Origin of the sequence: Kitasatospora sp. NPDC058243, from assembly GCF_042882025.1 — a bacterium.
In the GTDB taxonomy this organism is placed as follows: Bacteria; Actinomycetota; Actinomycetes; order Streptomycetales; family Streptomycetaceae; genus Kitasatospora.
Genome location: NZ_JBHVWW010000026.1, coordinates 62,059 through 78,517, shown reverse-complemented (window position 1 = coordinate 78,517; position 16,459 = coordinate 62,059). Strand labels below are relative to the sequence as shown.

Annotated in this window: 14 protein-coding genes; 8 read left to right on the top strand and 6 right to left on the bottom strand. The window is 75.6% G+C overall.

Translation table 11 applies throughout. From position 1 onward, the window contains the following. Positions 1-107: 107 nt before the first annotated feature. A complete protein-coding gene (locus tag ACFVX9_RS19105) occupies positions 108-1,196 on the bottom strand; it encodes a hypothetical protein (protein ID WP_387982623.1) in 1,089 nt (362 codons plus the stop codon). Between the two features lie 145 nt (positions 1,197-1,341). Then, positions 1,342-1,812 (bottom strand): nuclear transport factor 2 family protein, encoded by a 471-nt coding sequence (locus ACFVX9_RS19100; protein WP_363373577.1) that lies wholly within the window; start codon positions 1,810-1,812, stop codon positions 1,342-1,344. 101 nt (positions 1,813-1,913) lie between these two features. Here ACFVX9_RS19100 and ACFVX9_RS19095 point away from each other — a divergent pair, with 101 nt between their 5' ends. Beyond that, entirely contained in the window at positions 1,914-2,483 is a 570-nt protein-coding gene (locus ACFVX9_RS19095) for a TetR/AcrR family transcriptional regulator (protein WP_380378623.1), read from the top strand. 15 nt (positions 2,484-2,498) lie between these two features. Here the strand turns inward: ACFVX9_RS19095 and ACFVX9_RS19090 are convergent, their stop codons facing one another. Further along, positions 2,499-3,788 (bottom strand): ROK family protein, encoded by a 1,290-nt coding sequence (locus tag ACFVX9_RS19090; RefSeq protein ID WP_387982621.1) that lies wholly within the window; start codon positions 3,786-3,788, stop codon positions 2,499-2,501. A gap of 248 nt (positions 3,789-4,036) precedes the next feature. On the opposite strand from ACFVX9_RS19090, the gene ACFVX9_RS19085 reads away from it, so the two are divergent. Further along, positions 4,037-4,876, top strand: a complete 840-nt coding sequence (locus ACFVX9_RS19085; protein WP_363373571.1) for an HAD family hydrolase — start codon at positions 4,037-4,039, stop codon at positions 4,874-4,876. A 93-nt stretch (positions 4,877-4,969) separates the two neighbouring features. On the opposite strand, the gene ACFVX9_RS19080 is transcribed toward ACFVX9_RS19085, so the two are convergent. Then, entirely contained in the window at positions 4,970-6,166 is a 1,197-nt protein-coding gene (locus tag ACFVX9_RS19080; RefSeq protein WP_387982619.1) for an alginate lyase family protein, read from the bottom strand. Positions 6,167-6,354: 188 nt separating this feature from the next. Here ACFVX9_RS19080 and ACFVX9_RS19075 point away from each other — a divergent pair, with 188 nt between their 5' ends. Next, positions 6,355-6,522, top strand: coding sequence for a hypothetical protein (locus ACFVX9_RS19075; protein WP_159398569.1), 168 nt, complete (start codon positions 6,355-6,357; stop codon positions 6,520-6,522). Between the two features lie 181 nt (positions 6,523-6,703). Here ACFVX9_RS19075 and ACFVX9_RS19070 read toward each other — a convergent pair whose 3' ends face one another. Then, a complete protein-coding gene (locus ACFVX9_RS19070; protein ID WP_387982618.1) occupies positions 6,704-8,041 on the bottom strand; it encodes a DUF5685 family protein in 1,338 nt (445 codons plus the stop codon). A 308-nt stretch (positions 8,042-8,349) separates the two neighbouring features. Here ACFVX9_RS19070 and ACFVX9_RS19065 point away from each other — a divergent pair, with 308 nt between their 5' ends. From ACFVX9_RS19065 to ACFVX9_RS19055, 3 genes are read left to right on the top strand one after another with little or no spacing between them, the layout of a single operon-like run. After that, complete coding sequence (locus tag ACFVX9_RS19065; RefSeq protein ID WP_063350572.1) at positions 8,350-8,913, top strand: helix-turn-helix domain-containing protein; 564 nt, start codon at positions 8,350-8,352, stop codon at positions 8,911-8,913. Next, positions 8,910-10,388 carry an MFS transporter gene (locus ACFVX9_RS19060; RefSeq protein ID WP_380428888.1) on the top strand — a complete coding sequence of 493 codons (1,479 nt, stop codon included), beginning with the start codon at positions 8,910-8,912 and terminating at the stop codon, positions 10,386-10,388. The genes ACFVX9_RS19065 and ACFVX9_RS19060 overlap by 4 nt, the downstream gene beginning before the upstream one ends. Positions 10,389-10,426: 38 nt before the next feature. Then, positions 10,427-11,113 carry an alpha/beta fold hydrolase gene (locus ACFVX9_RS19055; protein ID WP_387982617.1) on the top strand — a complete coding sequence of 229 codons (687 nt, stop codon included), beginning with the start codon at positions 10,427-10,429 and terminating at the stop codon, positions 11,111-11,113. A gap of 42 nt (positions 11,114-11,155) precedes the next feature. Here ACFVX9_RS19055 and ACFVX9_RS19050 read toward each other — a convergent pair whose 3' ends face one another. Continuing rightward, positions 11,156-12,595, bottom strand: a complete 1,440-nt coding sequence (locus ACFVX9_RS19050; RefSeq protein WP_387982635.1) for a DUF2252 domain-containing protein — start codon at positions 12,593-12,595, stop codon at positions 11,156-11,158. A 250-nt stretch (positions 12,596-12,845) separates the two neighbouring features. Between ACFVX9_RS19050 and ACFVX9_RS19045 the strand changes: the two genes are divergently transcribed. Together ACFVX9_RS19045 and ACFVX9_RS19040 are read left to right on the top strand one after the other, a co-directional pair. Continuing rightward, positions 12,846-13,862 carry a LacI family DNA-binding transcriptional regulator gene (locus tag ACFVX9_RS19045; protein WP_387982615.1) on the top strand — a complete coding sequence of 339 codons (1,017 nt, stop codon included), beginning with the start codon at positions 12,846-12,848 and terminating at the stop codon, positions 13,860-13,862. Between the two features lie 115 nt (positions 13,863-13,977). Then, complete coding sequence (locus tag ACFVX9_RS19040; RefSeq protein WP_387982614.1) at positions 13,978-16,428, top strand: polysaccharide lyase 8 family protein; 2,451 nt, start codon at positions 13,978-13,980, stop codon at positions 16,426-16,428. The last annotated feature ends 31 nt before the right edge of the window (positions 16,429-16,459 follow it).

The following is a 16,459-nucleotide window of genomic DNA, read 5'->3' as shown; positions in this document are numbered from 1 at the left end:
ACCACAGGGCAAACCCCCTTCCCCCCCCCCTGAGCTCCCGACGGGGGGGGGCCCTCCCCGCCTTCCCCCCCCCCTCCGCCGTCAGCTGCTCACGTTGTTCCGGGGGCTCACGGCCGGTAGGCGGGAAGGCCCTTGACGGTGGAGACCGGGGCCGGGGCGGCGGAGCCGTCGGCGGGGAGGGTGCTGACGCCGTCGGGGGTGCGGGCCGCGATGGTCCTGCCGTCGGGGGACCACGCGGGTTCGGTGTAGTCGGTGGCGGCGGCGGGGGTGAGGTCCTTCTCGTCCTTCTGGTCGATCCGGCTGGAGCGGGTGAACAGGTGGTCGTGCCCGTCGACGGAGCGGACGAACACGACGTGCTCGCCGTCGGGGGAGAGGGCCGGCTGGGAGCCCTGGCCCAGGTCGCGGGTGGCGGGGCGGATGTAGTCGTCGTAGAGGTAGACCTCGTCGGCGGGGGTGTTGGCGTAGACGATCTCGCCGTGCCGGCCACCGGCGTCGGCCCAGGTGTTGCCGGTCTGCGGCGGCTGCGGCATGTTCGCGTTGCCGTCCAGGGAGGTGTGCGGGGTGAGCACCTCGGGGGTGCCGCCGACGGCCTTGGTGGGGATCTTCTCCAGGCGCAGGACGCCGCCCTTGGCGGCGGCGAAGACGATGGTGTCGAAGCGTTCGGCGGATTCGGGGAGGTCGCTGGGGCCCTGCGCGGCGTGCTGCCAGGTGGGGTGGGACCAGGCCTCGCCGCCGGGGGCCGTGGCGAGGGTGACCTTCGCGCCGCCGTCGGGGTCGGCGACGACGAGGTCGCCGTTGCCGTTGATGAAGGCCGCCCGCTTGCCGTCGGGGGACCAGGCGAGGTCGCGGACGACGGTGCCGAAGTCGACGGTGGTGCCGTTCATCGCGACGGCCCGGGTGCCGGTGCTGACGGTCAGGTGGTTGGCCGCGCTGGTGCCGTTGACCTCCTTGGTGCCGGGCGCGGGGGTGCTCGGCACGGGGGTGCCCGGTGCGGGGTTGCTCGGTGCGGGGTTGCTCGGGCGGGCGGAGCCGCCCGGGGCAGGAGCCCCCTGAGCGGTGGCGCCGGGCGCCGCGCTGCCGGGGGTGGCGGCGTCCGAGCCGGCGTTGTCGGGGCCGCAGGCGGAGAGCAGGACGGCGCCGACGGTGGTCATCACGGCGAGCGCGGCGGTGGTGCCGAATCTGTTGCGCACGGACATTCCAGGTCCCCCCTCGGGTGCGGTTCGCGTTCGAGGAGGAGCATCCCAGGGGGAGTTCAGCGGCCGGTGCGAGCCGTGTCACGGTCGTGGAACAACGGCCGCCCCGGCCTGCCGTGCCGTGCCGGGACCGGATTCTGGCGCCGGGTCAGAGTCCGAGGGCGGTGAGGCCGGGGTGGTCGTCGGGGCGCCGGCCGAGCGGCCAGTGGAAGAGGCGTTCGGCGGCGGTGATCGGCAGGTCGTTGATGGCGGCGTGGCGGTGCGCCATCAGGCCGTCGCGGTCGAACTCCCAGTTCTCGTTGCCGTAGGAGCGGTACCACTGGCCGGAGTCGTCGTGCCACTCGTAGGCGAAGCGGACGGCGATGCGGTCGCCGTCGTGCGCCCACAGCTCCTTGACGAGGCGGTAGTCGAGTTCGCGGTGCCACTTGCGGGTGAGGAAGTCGGCGATCCGCTCGCGTCCGGTGAGGAACTCGGTGCGGTTGCGCCACCGGCTGTCGGGTGTGTAGGCGAGGGCGACACGGTGGGGGTCGCGGGTGTTCCAGGCGTCTTCGGCGGCGCGGACCTTTCGGCGGGCGGTCTCCGGGGTGAACGGGGGCAGGGGAGGGCGCTGTTCGGTCACGGGGTCTCCTCGGGCATGGCGGAGCCGACGGTGAGAACGATCGTTCTCGCTGTAGCGGCTACCCTAGGAGAACCATCGTTCTCACGCAAAGGGCACGGCAGATGGACCAGCACGACCCGCGGGGCCTGATCCTCGACGCGGCCGAGGAGCTGTTCTACGGTCAGGGCATCCAGGCGGTCGGCATGGACGCCGTCCGGGCGGCCTCCGGCCTGACGATGCGCCGGCTCTACCAGCAGTTCCCGTCCAAGGGCGACCTGGTCGAGGCGTACCTGCGGCGCCGGGACGGGCGCTGGCGGGCGAACCTCGCCGCCTACGTGGCCGGCGCCGCCACGCTGCCGCGCGACCAGCTGCTCGCCGTCTTCGACTGGCTCGGCCGCTGGTTCGCCGAACCCGACTTCAGGGGCTGCGCGTTCGTCAACTCCTTCGGCGAGCTGGGCGCCGTCTCACCGGCGGTCACGGCGGCCGCCCGGCAGCACAAGGAGGAGTTCAACGCCTACCTCGCCTGCCTGGCCGAGGCCGCCGGCGCCCCGCCCGCCACCGCCGCCCAGCTGGCGCTGCTCGCCGAGGGGGCGATGACCACCGCCGCCGTGCACGGCGACCCGAGCGCCGCCGCCGACGCCAAGGCGGCCGCCCGCGTGCTGCTGGACGCCGCACTGTCCGCCCGCGCCTGACGGACCGCGGGGCCGTCAGCCCGGGACGGGGGCCGTGCGCCGCTCGAAGACCTCGGGGCGGGCCGCCTCCAGGGCGGTGGCGACGGCGCCCAGCAGGACGGCGTCCTGGCCCAGCCGGCTCGGCTCCAGCCGGGGCCGCAGCGGGGAGCGCTCGTACAGGGCCTGCTCCAGCGGGCGCAGCAGCAGGTCGGCGCTGCGCCCGATGCCGCCGCCGAGGACGACCACGTCCGGGTCGAGCAGCGCGGCGACGACGGCGAGGACGTAGCCCAGGCGGTCCACCTCCTGCCGGACGGCCTCGACCGCGGCGGGCTCGCCGAGCCGGGCCCGGGTGAACACCTTCTCGGCGCTGAGCGGCCGCCGCATCCCGAGGTCGAGGGCGGTGCGCACCACGGCGTCGGCGGAGACGGTCTCCTCCAGGGTGGTGCCGGTGCCGGTGCCGGCGCCGGTGCCGGTGGTCGCAGTGGCAGTGGCAGTGGCGGAGGCGCAGCCCGGCAGTCGCAGCAGCCCGAGTTCCCCGGCCGCGCCGTGCGCCCCCGTCAGCAGTTCGCCGTCCTTGACCACGCCCAGGCCGAGTCCGGTGCCGACCAGCAGGTAGACGAAGAGCCGGCTGCCCGCGCCCGCGCCGTAGGTGTACTCGCCGACGGCGGCGAGGTTGGCGTCGTTGGCGACGGTGACGGTGGTGCCCAGGCCGTCGGCTATTCGGTCGAACAGGCCGGGGCGGCCCCAGCCGGGCAGGCTGGCGGCGAGCCTGACGCTGCGTCTGCGCTCGTCCCAGACCCCGGGCGTGCCGGCCACGGTGTGGGCGACGGCGGTGCCGGGCAGGCCCGCCTCGGCGAGGGCCTCGCGGGCGGCCGCGACGACGGCGTCGGCGACGGCGTTGGCCGAGCGGCCGCGGTTGGGCAGGTCGCGGCGGGCGACGACGCATCCGGACAGGTCGGCGACGGCGACCCGCAGCCGGGCCCGGCCGATGTCGAGCCCGAGGACGTGCCCGGCGGCCGGGTCGGTCTCGTACAGGACGGCGGTGCGGCCGCGCTCGGGGGCGAACCTGCCGGCCTCGCGGGCGAGTCCGGCGAGTTCGAGGGTGGCCAGTGCGGTGGAGACGGTCGGCTTGGACAGCCCGGTGTCGCGGGCGAGTTGGGCCCGGGAGAGCGGGCCGTGGCAGCGCAGCCGCTCCAGCAGGAGCCACTCGTTGTTGCTCCGGAGCCGCTGCCGGTTCCACGGCTGTTGTCCAGGCCCTGACAGTGGGGCGAGGGTGACGGGCTGCGGCGCCCCGTCCGTGGCCGTAGTCCGTCCTGCTGTGCTCATTCGGTCGATCGTAGGGCACCCGTCAGCCGCCGAACGGGCCGCGCCGGTGATACCGTCCGAGCGTCTGGCGACCGTCCGCCCGGCCACCGCCGGGCCCGGCCCGCGAGCTCCCTGCACCACCGAATCGGGCGCCCCGCGTGCACGCACACGCCGCGTGCGCACCGCCCGCGCCGTACGCGCGCGTACCGCACACGCCTCCGCGCCCGGCCGCTCCCACCGAAACCCCGACCAGCACGGAGCACCGACCCATGAGCCTCCCGAGCACCACCCCACCCACCGTCACCCCGATACGGCCGCCGCGCCTGGTGGCCACCGACCTCGACGGGACGATCGTGCGCGGCGACCGCACCGTCTCGGCCCGCACCGTCGCCGCGCTCGCCCGGGTCGAACGGGCCGGCGGGCTCGTCGTCCTGGTCACCGGCCGCCCGCCGCGCCTGATGGGCGAGATCGCGGCCGCCTTCGGCCACCGGGGCGTGGCGATCTGCTCCAACGGCGCATTCGGCTACGACATGCGCACCCGCGCGGTGATCGCCGAGAACCCGATCCCGGTCGACGTGCTCGGCGAGAGCGCCCGGCGGCTGCGCGAGGCCGTGCCGGGGATCGGGCTGGCCGTCGAGTACGCCCAGGAGCTGGCCGGGGACGCGCACTACGAGGCGGGCGCCTGGGACGCCGACACCACCGTGCAACGCCTCGACGACGCACGGCTGTTCGGTCGCCCGGCGCCTAAGCTGATCGGCCGTCACCCGGAGCTGTCCGCGGACGAGCTGCTGGCGCTGGCCCGCCCGGTGCTCGGCGAGCTGGTGACGGTCTACCACGCGAACGGCGAGCGGCTGGTCGAGGCCGTCGCGAAGGGCGTCAGCAAGGCCTCCGCGCTCGGCGACCTGGCGCGGCGGCGCGGGATCACCCGCGAGCAGGCGGTCGCGTTCGGCGACATGCCCAACGACCTGCCGATGATGGCCTGGGCGGGCACCTCGTACGGTGTCGCCAACGCCCACCCGGAGGTGCTGGCCACGGTGGACCACGTCATCGGCAGCAACGACGAGGACGGGGTGGCCACCGTCCTGGAGGGCCTGTTCCCCGAGGGGTGAGCCGCGCGGAACGGACGCTCCCGGGAAGGGCGCGGCCGAAACGGCGGCCCCGGGCGGGTGCACTCCCGGAACCGCCGCTTCCCGCCCGCGCCGTCAGGGCGCGCTGGTGTGGGTCAGGGTCTCCCAGCCGATGAAGTGGTCGGCCCCGAACGGGCTGCGCGCGGCCACGTACCGCCCGGTCTGCGGCATCGCCACGCCCTCGCGCAGGTGGTACTCGTTGTACGCGAGCTGGACGGCCGGGCCGAGACCGGTCTTCGGCGAGCCGTCGCAGAGCCAGTTCGGAACTTTCGCGCCGTTCTCGTACGCGGTGTGGAACTCCAGGGCCTTGACCAGCCGTTCGCGTCCCTCGCCCCACAGGTCGAGGCCCTGGAGCCGGGCGGTCTCGGCGGTCTGGGCGGCGGCCTCCAGACCCCAGCCGGTGTGCCCGAAGTCGCGGCAGGTCTCCTGCGACAGCCCGTCCACGAAGGTCGACTGGCCGGACCAGTACTTCACCAGCGCGGTCTTGCCCTCGATCCCGGCTTTGGGCGGCGGCACCGGCAGGGCGCCGTCGGAGGACAGGTAGACGTAGGCGGGCAGGCGCTTGCGCCACATTCCTGCCGCCTGGTCGAACAGGCCGCGGTCGTCGAGGAAGACCGCGACGCCCATCAGGGCGTCGGTCTCGATCAGCTCCCAGTTGCCGTTCTTGCGCGGGCTGCCGGGCGACAGCAGCGGCACGTAGACGGTGCGCAGCATGGTGGCGAAGCGGTCGATCGAGGCGGTCGGCCAGCCCGCCCCGGAGTGGCGGATCAACTCGGCGGCCCGGGACCAGTTGTTGCCCGACCAGCCGGTCTGCAGCGGGGCGTTGCTGTTGGTGTGCTCCTGGATCACGGCCGACCAGGCGTCCATGATCTCGATCGCCTTGTCGGCGTACCGCTGGTCGCGGGTGAGCACCCACTGCAGGGCGTGGGCGTAGGCGGCCATCGCGTCGTTGCGCTCGTCCGAACAGCCGTTGTCGGGGTGGGAGCGGGACCCGCACTCGACGTTCGCGCGCGGCCGGGGCCGCCAGTCCAGCGAGGCGTACGTGCTCGACCGGAGGTCGGCGAAGGCGGACGTCCAGGGTTCGGCCCCGGCCGCCAGCTTGCCCTTGAGGAAGGCGAGTTGCTGGTCGCCGACCAGCACGCCGGGGTGCCGGAAGGCGGCCCGGGCGCCGTGCGCGGCGGGTGCGGCGGCCTCGGCGGGTGCGGAGGCGAGCGGGAGCAGGGCGGCGAGTGCCGCCGCGGCGATCAGTGTCCTGGTGCGGCTACGGCCCATGGGGAGCTGGTCCTCTCGCGGGGGGAGGCGGTCGAGCACTGGTGCCATGTTAGGAAAGTTGCCTAACATGAGAAGTGAACCACCAACCCCCGCGCGCGCCAAGAGGACCGGCTCCGTTCACCGCCGCACCCGTAGGCGTGCGTTCCGCATTTATCGCCTGTTGATCGTCGGGGCGTAACGTCGGACTCATGAACGAGATAACGGCCGAGTGGCCGGGGGCGGCGCCCGAGGGGCGGATGACGGAGCAGGACACCGAGCGGTTCCGGGAGTTGCTGGCGCGCTTGGAGAACTCGCTGGCGGCGGACCGGACGGCGGACCGGGCGAGGCGCCGGGCGGCGGCCGGGTCCGATGCCTGACGGGCCGGAGCGGCGCCCGGTGGTGGTGCTGCCGCTCTGGCGGCGCGGTGAGTCGTACGGGCCGGCGGACCGGCCCGGGGCGCCGCGGGGGCGCTCCGGGCCGGTGGCGGTCGATCAGGTGACGGCGTCGCCGCTGTCGCCGGCGGCGCGGTGGAATCCGGACCGCTGACGGTACGGCACGTCAGCAGCTGCAGTCACAGCAGTCGCAGCCGTCACAACAGCTGCAACCGTCGCAGCCATCGCAACCGTTGCAGCAGTTGCAAGGGTCGCAGCAGTCGCCGCAGTCGCAGTCGTGCCGCTGGCACCAGCCCTCCCGGCGCTCCCGGCTGAACGGGTCGTTGTGGTCGCAGCAGAGCAACTGGCAGGTGCAGGCCATCAGCGCCCACACCGCGCAGCCGGCCAGGAGGTTGCGCGGTCGCGTCGGCTTGCTGCCGATCGGGGTGAAGCCGGGGCCCTGGGGCACCCATGGCGGGAGCGGGGTCCGGCCGGGATCCTGACCGGGGGTCTGCCCGGGCGGCGCCTGGCGCGGCGGCGCGTCGTGCGGGTGCTCCCCGGCGGCGGCGTGCGGGTGCCCGCCGGTCGTTGCGTGCGCGGATCCGTCGGGGGCGGACCCGTCGGCGACGGGTCCGGCGTTTCGGGTGCGGCAGGCGGCCGCGTGGGCGGCCGGGCCGAAGACCCGCTCGACGGCCCGCTCGGTCTCGTGCGCGAGCAGCAGGTGCACCAGGGCCCGGTCGGTCAGTTCGACCTCGCGCAGCGCGAGCCGGATGCCGTGGACGGCGTCGCGGCACAGGCGTTCGGCCTCGGCGCGGTCGGTGCCGGTGGCGGTCAGCGGGTTCCAGGCGCCGCCGGCGGCGTCGGCGGCCTGGTCCTCGGCGGCGTCGAGGAGGTGGGCGAGCCGGCCGAAGAGCCGGCCGGCCTCGGCGAGCGGGGCGGCGTTGCCGGGGCGCCCGGCGAGGACGGCGGTGTGCGCGAACGCGGCCGAGGTGGCGGTCTCGGTGGGCTCGGTGACCAGCAGGACGGAACCGCCGGGCGGCAGTGACCGCTCCAACTCGCCCTGCCGGGAGGCGGCTTCGAGCAGCACGCCGGTGTCGAAGCCGACCGCCGAGGCGCTGCCGGCACTCTTCCGGTCCCACCGCCGGGTGACCGCGCGGGCCCCGACGGCGACCGGGCGGCGGCCGAACACGCCGTCACGGTCCTCGACGTGGTCGCGGATCTTGACCGAGGCGAGGGCGAGCGAGACGGCGGCGGCGAGCCGGGCGCCCTCACCCCGGGCGACGGAGGCGGTGCGCATGCCGCGCAGCGGGCAGGGCCCGGCGGTGCGCCGCCAGGAGGCGTCCTCGCGGGCGGCCTGGGCCTCGACCAGGACCGAGATGATCAGGCCGTCGTAGTTGGTGGCGGTGCGGGCGAGTTGGCCGTGGTCGTCGCGCAGCGCGAGGCAGAGCCCGCACAGGTGCGCCAGCCACGATGCCTGAAGCCGTTCGGACAGCCGGTGCTTGCACGGTCTGATGATGCCGAACATGATTCCCCCTCGCCGGTGGGCCGCTGACCAGCCCTGATCCGCCGAACATCATATGATCACCGCCCCTCCCGGGCCGAGGGGTCGGAGGAGCCGAGGAGCCGAAGCCGAGGAGCCGAAGCCGAGGAGCCGAGGAGTCGAAGGGGCGGAGGAGCCGGAGGAACGGGAGAGGGCGCGAGGAGCGCAGGGGCGCGCAGTCGAACGCAGCGCGCAGTCCCGGCCGAGTCCACGCCGCCCGCCCTTCCCCACGCCCCGCCCGCAGCGTCCCGCGCCCCTGGGAGTGATCTCATATCCGGGATAGCATCGCGAATATGGGAATCGAGACGGCCGCCGACGAGCGGCTCGCCAACCGGCTCGCCGAATTGAGACTGGAACGGGGCTGGACGCTGGAGGAACTGGCCCGGCTGGCGGACGTCAGCCGCTCCACGCTGTCGCGCGTCGAACGGGCCGAAGTCAGCCCGACCGCCGCGCTGCTCGGGCGGCTCTGCGCCGTCTACGGGCGGACCATGTCCCGGCTGCTCGCCGAGGTCGAGTCGGCGCCGGCCCGGCTGGTGCGGGCCGCGGACCAGCGGATCTGGCGGGACGAGACCACCGGCTTCGTCCGCCGCTCCGTCTCCCCGCCGCACGGCTCGCTGCGCGCCGAGATCGTCGAGGGCCGGCTGCCCGCCGGCGCCGACATCGCCTATGACCGCCCCTGCGTGGCGGACCTGGAACACCACCTGTGGGTGTTCGAGGGGGTGTTGGAGCTCACCGTCGACGGCGAGCGGCACCTGCTCGGCCCCGGCGACTGCCTGCGCTACGTCTCCGGGACCAGCCGATTCCGCGCCCCCGGCCCGGACGACGCCCGGTACGCCCTGGTGGTGGTGGAACCGTGAGGCGACCGAAGACCCGGATAGCCGCCGCGCCCCGCGAGCGCTTCGACGCCGCCGGGCGCCGCGTCCTGCTGGTCTGCGTCGCCGGCGGCTTCACCACGCTGCTCGACCAGTCCGTCCTCAACACCTCCATCCCGGCCCTGCGCGAGAGCCTGCACGCCCAGCCCGCCCACCTCCAGTGGATCGTCGCCGGCTACTCGCTCGCCTTCGGCCTGGCGCTGATCCCCGGCGGGCGGCTGGGCGACGTCAGGGGCCGCAAGTGGCTCTTCGTCACCGGCCTCGCCCTGTTCACCCTGGTCAGCCTGGTCTCGGCGACCGCCACCGCGCCCGAGGTGCTGATCGCCGCCCGGCTGCTCCAGGGCGTGGGCGCCGGGCTCGTCAACTCGCAGATGATCGGCACCCTCCAGGACGTGTTCGACGGCCAGCTGCGGGCCCGCGCCCTCGGCATGTACGCCGTCACGGGCGGCCTGGCCTTCGCGCTCGGCCCGCCGATCGGCGGCGCGGTCCTGGCGGCGGCCGGCCCCGAGCACGGCTGGCGGCTGACCTTCCTGCTCAACGTGCCGTTCGGACTTGCCACCGTCGCGCTGGCGGTGCGTCACCTGCCCAGGCCGCGCCCGAGTGCCCGGCACGCCGACCTCGACCTGGTCGGCCTGCTGCTGGTCGCCGCGCTCACCCTCGCCCTGATGCTGCCGTTCGTCCAACCGCCCGGCTGGACCGGCTGGTTGGCCTTCGCCGCCGTCGCCGTCCTGCTGCTCGGCGCGCTCGCCTGGTGGCAGCGCCGCTACGCCCGCTCCGGCGGCCACCCGCTGATCCACCCGGCACTCACCCGCTCCGCGCCGTACGCGCTCGGCACCGTGACCGCGATGGCCCAGTTCGGCTCCTCGCTCGCCGCCGGACTGGTGCTCACCATGTTCCTCCAGGACGGCCTCGGGCTCTCCCCGATGGGCGCCGCACTCGTTGCGCTGCCCTCGGCGGTGGCCATGGGCGTCGCCTCCGCGCTGGCCTGGCGGGTGGTGCAGCGCTTCGGGCGGCGCACCGTCACCGCGGGCATGACCGGCTCCGCCCTGGTCATGCTGGCGAGCGGACTGGTCGCGCACTGGGCGCCCGCCGCCGTCCTGCCCTGGCTGCTGGCGCTGCTGCAACTGTTCGGCGGCGCCTCGATCGGCGTGATGGGCGCCACCAACCAGGCGTACGTGCTGCGCCACGCGCCCGCCGAGGCGGCCGGGGTGAGCGGGGCCATCCTGCAGATGGCGCAGCGGATCGCGGCGGCGGTCGCGGTCTCGGCGCTGTCCGGCGTCTACCTGCGGCAGACCGCCGGGGGCGGCGACCACCGCTCCGCCTACCTGGCCACCAGCGTGGTGTGCGCGGCGGTCGCCGCCCTCGCCGTCCTGGCCTCGGTGTTCGCCGGCCGGCGGGCGGCCCGGGAGGCGGCCGGCGAGCCCGTCGCGGTGAGCCGTGGGCGAACAGCGGTCCGCTGAGTTCTGTCCGGCGCAGGCCCGCAGTTACGGTGGCGGGCATGACCGAGAACCGGATCGTGGACCTGCCCGAGGTGGCGCTCGCCTACCGCGAGAGCGGCCCGCCGGACGGCCCGGCGCTGGTGCTGCTGCACGCCCTCGGGGAGCGCGCCACGGACTGGGACGTCGTCCTGCCCGCCCTCGCCCCCGGGCACCGCGTGTACGCGCTCGACCTGCGCGGCCACGGCGACAGCGGCCGCACCGCCCGGTACGGCCTGGAGGAGATGCGTGACGACGTGCTCGCCTTCCTCGACGCGCTCGGCCTGGCGCGGGTCGACCTGGTCGGCCACTCGATGGGCGGCGTGGTCGGCTACCTGGTCGCCCAGGCCCGGCCGGAGCGGATCGGCCGGCTGGTCCTGGAGGACATCCCGGCACCGCACCCGCGCCCGGCCGGCGCGGTGCCGGACGCGCCGGACGAGCCGGTGCACTTCGACTGGGCCGTGGTGAAGGCCGTCAAGACGCAGGTCGACACCCCCGACCCGGCCTGGCTGGCGGGGATGGCCGGGATCACCGCCCGCACCCTGGTGGTCGCGGGCGGCTCGGCGAGCCACGTCCCGCAGGAGCGGCTCGCCGAGCTCGCCCGGCTGATCCCGGACTGCCGGATGGTCACCATCGAGGCCGGGCACCTCGTGCACAGTGCCCGGCCCGCCGAGTTCGTCGCCGCGGTGGCGCCGTTCCTGTCCGCCTGACGCGGACGTCCTGACGCGGACGCCTCGGGGCGGACGCGCCGGTCAGACGCCGAACTCGGCCGGCAGGCGGCCGGCGCGCACCGCCGTGACCAGGTCGGCGTGGTCGGCCTCGGTCCGGTCCGCGTACGCGACGGCGAAGGCCGCGACCGCCTCGTCCAGCGCCTCGCTCCTGCCGCAGTAGCCGGCCAGCAGGCCGGGGTCGGCGGTGTGCGCGTGCGCCCGGGCCAGCAGGGCGCCGGTGATCCGGGCGTAGTCGTCCAGTTGGCCCGGCAGCAGCGCGGCCGGGTCGACGCTGCCCTTGCGGTTGCGGAACTGCCGGACCTGGTAGGGGAGTCCGTCCACCGTCGTCCAGCCCAGCAGGGTGTCGCTGACCACCTGCATGTGCTTCTGCCCGAGCACCACCCGGCGGCCCTCGTGGCCGTCCTGACCGGCCGCCGGGTGGCCCGCGCGCTCCAGGTACGGCAGCAGCACGGACGGGCGGGCCTCCTTCACCTGGAGCACCAGCGGCTGGTCCCGGTGGTCGGTGAGCAGCACCACGTACGAGCGGGTGCCGACGCTGCCGGTGCCCACCACCCGGAACGCCACGTCCTGGACCCGGTAGCGGGACAGCAGGGTGCGCACCTCGGCGGGCACCGTCGCCACGTACGGGCCGAGCGACTGCGCGACGGCCCGCGCGGTCGCGTCGGTCACCTCGGTGAGCACCGGCGGAGCGGCCGTGAACCGCCGACCGCCGTCCGCCGTACGGGTGGTGCTGCGGGCGGCGAATCTGGCGCTGGTGTTGCCCAGCGCCTTCGCGCCGACCTTGCGCAGCACCTCGGCCAGGTCGTGCGCCTCGGTGAAGGAGACCAACTGCTCGTCCGCGACGGCGTTCCAGGCGTCCAGCGCGGGCAGCTTGGCGAGCGTGCGCATCGTGCGGCGGTAGGAGCCGGCCGCGTGCCGGGCGGCCTCCCGGGCGGTGGTCTCGTCGGCCCCGGTCTCGCGGCCGGCCAGCACCAGGCTCGCGGCCAGCCGCTTGAGGTCCCACTCCCACGGGCCGGGCACGGTCTCGTCGAAGTCGTTGATGTCCATCACCAGTTGCCCGCGGGCGTCCCCGTACAGCCCGAAGTTGGCGGCGTGCGCGTCCCCGCACAGCTGGGCGCCGACCCCGGTGGCCGGGGTGCCCGCCAGGTCGGCGGCCATCAGTCCGGCCGAACCGCGCAGGAACGCGAACGGCGTGGCGGCCATCCGCCCCACCCGGATCGGCACCAACGCGGCGATCCGGCCCGCGTTGGACGCCTCGATCGCCTCGACGGCCGTCGGCCGCCCGGGCACCGGCGAGAACTCCGCGTGCCGCTCCCGGGGGATGCGCCCGCGCAGCGCCTTCCCCCGCTCCCGCGAACGCCCGCCCCGCTCCGACGCGAACCCGGCCACCGCGAACGCCCGCCGCCCCTGCGGCGCGGCTCCGTCCACGTCGGCCACGGCCCCGTCCGCCACCTCGGTCACCTCGGTCACCTGCGTCACCGTTCCCCACCCGTCCCTTCCGGCTCCCACCCGCCCGCGACCTGCGCGAACGGTTCTGCAGGGGGAGTGACGTCCGACGCCTGACGACGGTTCCTGAGCCTGGCGGACGCGAGGCGGCAGCCGCCCGTATCCTCGGGGCACGGCCCGCCGTCGAAGGCCGGGCGCGGAGTCGGTCGGGACCGGGGGGACAGCGGTGAGCGACGGGGGGAGAGCCCGGCGGGGCAGGCCCACGGTGAACGACGTGGCGGCGCTGGCGGGCGTGTCGATGGCGACGGTGTCGCGCGTGCTGGCGGGCGACTACCCGGTGGCCGGGGCCACCCGGGAGCGGGTGCTGCGCGCGGTGCGGGACCTCGACTACGTCGTGAACGCGCAGGCGCGGGCGCTGGCCGGCCGGCGGTCCCGGACGGTGGCGATCCTGCTGGGCAACCTCGCGGCGCCCTTCCACAACCGGGTCGCGCACGGCGTGGAGCGGCAGGCGGTGGACGAGGGCTGCCTCTGCCTGGTGGCGGCGACCGACGACGACCCCGACCGCGAACTGACGCTGGTCGAGGAGATGCGGGCGCGCGACGTGGAGGCCGTCGTGCTGGTGGGCGGGGTGGAGGACAGCCCGGGGTACCGCACCCGGATCGCCCGGCTGGCGGGCATCCTGGACGCGGCCGGCTCCCGGCTGGTGCTCTGCGGCCGGCCCGCCCCGGGGGAGGAACTGCCGTTGACGGCCGTGCACTACGACAACGCGGGCGGCGCGCGGGCGGCCGTCGACCACCTGCTGACGCTGGGCCACCGGCGGATCCTCTTCCTCGGCGGACCGGCCGCGACCACCACCACCCGGGAGCGCCTCGCCGGGTACCAGGCCGCGCTGGCGGCCCAAGGCCTGCGCCACCCGGCCGAATTGACGGTGGAGGGGTGCCACACCCGGGACGGCGCGCGGGCCTGGCTGCGCCGCCGCCTGGCCCAGGGCCCGCCGGACTTCTCGGCGGTCTTCGCGCACGACGACGACGTGGCGGCCGTCGTGCTGACGGTCCTGCGGGAGCACGGGATCTCCGTGCCCGAACAGGTCTCGGTGATCGGCTTCAACGACCTGCCCGGGGCCGAGGACCTCAGGCCCGGCCTGACCACCGTGCGCATCCCGCACCTCGACCTCGGCCGCACGGCGCTGCGCCTCGCGCTGCACCGCCCCGGCCCCGAGCCGCAGCGGGCCGTCCTCGCCACCGAGCTGGTGCCCCGCGGGTCGACGGGGCCGGTCGGGTAGCCGGCCCTCCGGTAGCAGGCTCTCCGGTCGCGGGCCGTGCCGGAAGCGTTGTCCTCGCGATAGAAAGCGCTTACTCTCCCGTCAGACAAGGGAGTTCGCGAGGAAGGACGGCCCGATGGACAGCTCGTGGACGAAGACCGGTGACCCGGCTGCGATACCGGTCCTGAGCAGGCGCGGACTGCTCAGGACCAGCGCCGCCGCCACCGCCGCGGCGGCCGCGTGGTGGCTCGGCGGGCCAACCGAGGCCCGGGCCGCCGACAACTACGACGCGATGCGCGAGGCCTGGTCCGAGCAGCTGACCGGCACCGGGTACGACCCGGCCGCGCCGCCGTTCGCCCGCGCGCTCACCGCGCTGGGCGACCAGGCACGGCGCCACCAGGCCGCGTTGAGCCCGCAGGCCGGGTCGCTCTGGCCCGACCTGCCGGTCGGCTCCGCCTCCGCCGCCGTCACGTCGACGGTCGGGCGGCTGCGGCTCATGGCCCTGGCCCTCACCCGGCCGGCCACCGGCTCGACGGCCGACCCCGGCCTCGGCGCCGCCGTCGCGACCGGCCTGGACTGGGTGCTCCAGCGCGCCTACACCGCCACCACCACGTCGTACGGGAACTGGTGGGACTGGCAGATCGGCGCCCCCCAGGCCCTGCTGGACGTGTGCGTGCTGCTCGGCGACCTCCTGACGGCCGAACGGGCGGCCGCGTGCGGTGCGGCCGTGGACCACTTCGTCCCGTCCTCGGTGGTCGACAAGTACACCGGTACCAGCACCGGGGCCAACCGGGTGGACCTGTGCCGGGTGCTCGCGCTGCGCGGTGTCATCGGCCGCTCGGCGGCCCCGGTCGCCGCCGCGCAGCGGGGGCTGTCACCGGTGTTCCGCTACGTGACCACCGGCGACGGGATCTACGCCGACGGCAGCTTCGTCCAGCACACCTGGGTGCCGTACACCGGCAGCTACGGCGAGGTGCTGCTCGGCAGCCTGAGCCGGCTGCTGCGCCTGCTCGCCGGTACGCCCTGGGCCGTCACCGACCCCGCGCTGCGCAACGTCTTCACCGCCGTGGACCGGGGGTTCCTGCCGTTCCTGTTCAACGGCCTGGTGATGGACGGGGTTTCGGGCCGCGCCGTCAGCCGCGGCGTGCAGGCCGGCGACGCGCGGCGGGCCCGCCTGGACGACCACGTGCGCGGCCACGCCCTGCTCGGGGACGTCCTGCGGCTGGCCGACTCCGGGTCGGTGCCGGCGGCCCAGGCGGCGGCCTGGCGCGCCGCCGTGAAGGGCTCCCTCCAGCGCGACCAGGTGCTCCCCCACCTGTCCAACGCCCTTGCCGACATCCCCGAACTCGCCCGCGCACAGGCCCTCCTGGCGGACTCCGGCACCCGGGCGGCGGACGAGGGCACGGGCAGCCGGGTGTTCACCATGGACCGGGCCGTCCACCGCCGGCCCGGCTGGAGCGCGCAGCTCAGCCTGTCCTCGTCCCGGACCGCCTTCTACGAGTGCGGGAACGGCGAGAACCTGCGGGCCTGGCACAGCGGCAGCGGAATGCTCTACTGGTACGGCGGCGAGCAGGGCGACGAGCAGTACAGCGATTCCTTCTGGCCCACCGCCGACCCCTACCGGCTGCCCGGCACCACCGTGTCGACGCGCCCGCTGGCCGACGGCGCCGGTGGCGACTGGGGCCAGGCCCGCCCGGCGACCGCCTGGGCGGGCGGGGCGAGCGACGGCGACCGGTCGGTGGTCGGCCAGGACGTCCGGGGCCTCGGCTCCACCCTGGTCGGGCGCAAGTCCTGGTTCTGCCTGGACGATTCGATCGTCTGCCTCGGCGCGGGCATCGGCTGCACCGACGGCGTCGCCGTCCGCACGACCGTCGACCACCGCAACCTCGGGGCCCGCGAGGACCGGGAGTTCGTGCTGGACGGCGTCCGCCAGCCCGCCGACCCCGGCTGGAGTCGGCGGGCCGACGGCGTCCGCTGGGCGGCGCTGGCCGGGTCGGGCGCCTGGGTGTTCCCCGACGGCGCCACCCTCGACCTCGCCCGCGAACGGCGGACCGGGGCGTGGGCCGACATCAACCGGGGCGGGGCGCCCGACCCGATCACCCGGACCTACCTGTCGATCGGCCTCGACCACGGCACCGACCCCGTCGACGGGACGTACCACTACGTGCTGATGCCCGGGGCCGGCCCGGACCAGGCGGCGGCCCGCGCGGCGGCCCCGACGGCCACCGTGCTCGCCAACACGGCCGACGCCCAGGCGATCAGCGCGCCCGGACTCGGACTCACCCTCGCCAACTTCTTCGCCCCCGGCACCGTCGGCCCGCTGACCGTCTCCGCCCCCTGCTCCGTCCTGCTCCGCGAGAACGGCGGCGACCTCTCCGTCGCCGTCGCCGACCCCACCCGGAAGGCGGCCACCGTCCAGCTGACGCTGGCGCTGGACGGCTACCGGCTCGCGAGCGGCGGCACCGGCATCACGGTGCTCTCGGACTCCGGGCCGCTGGTGCTGCGCTGCGCGGTGGCGGGCACCGGGGGAGCGAGCCTGTCGGCGGTCTTCCGGCGCAGCGCCGCCTTCCAGCGGGGCGCCGCCTGACGGGGCCGGCCGCCGAGGTCAGCGCACCCCG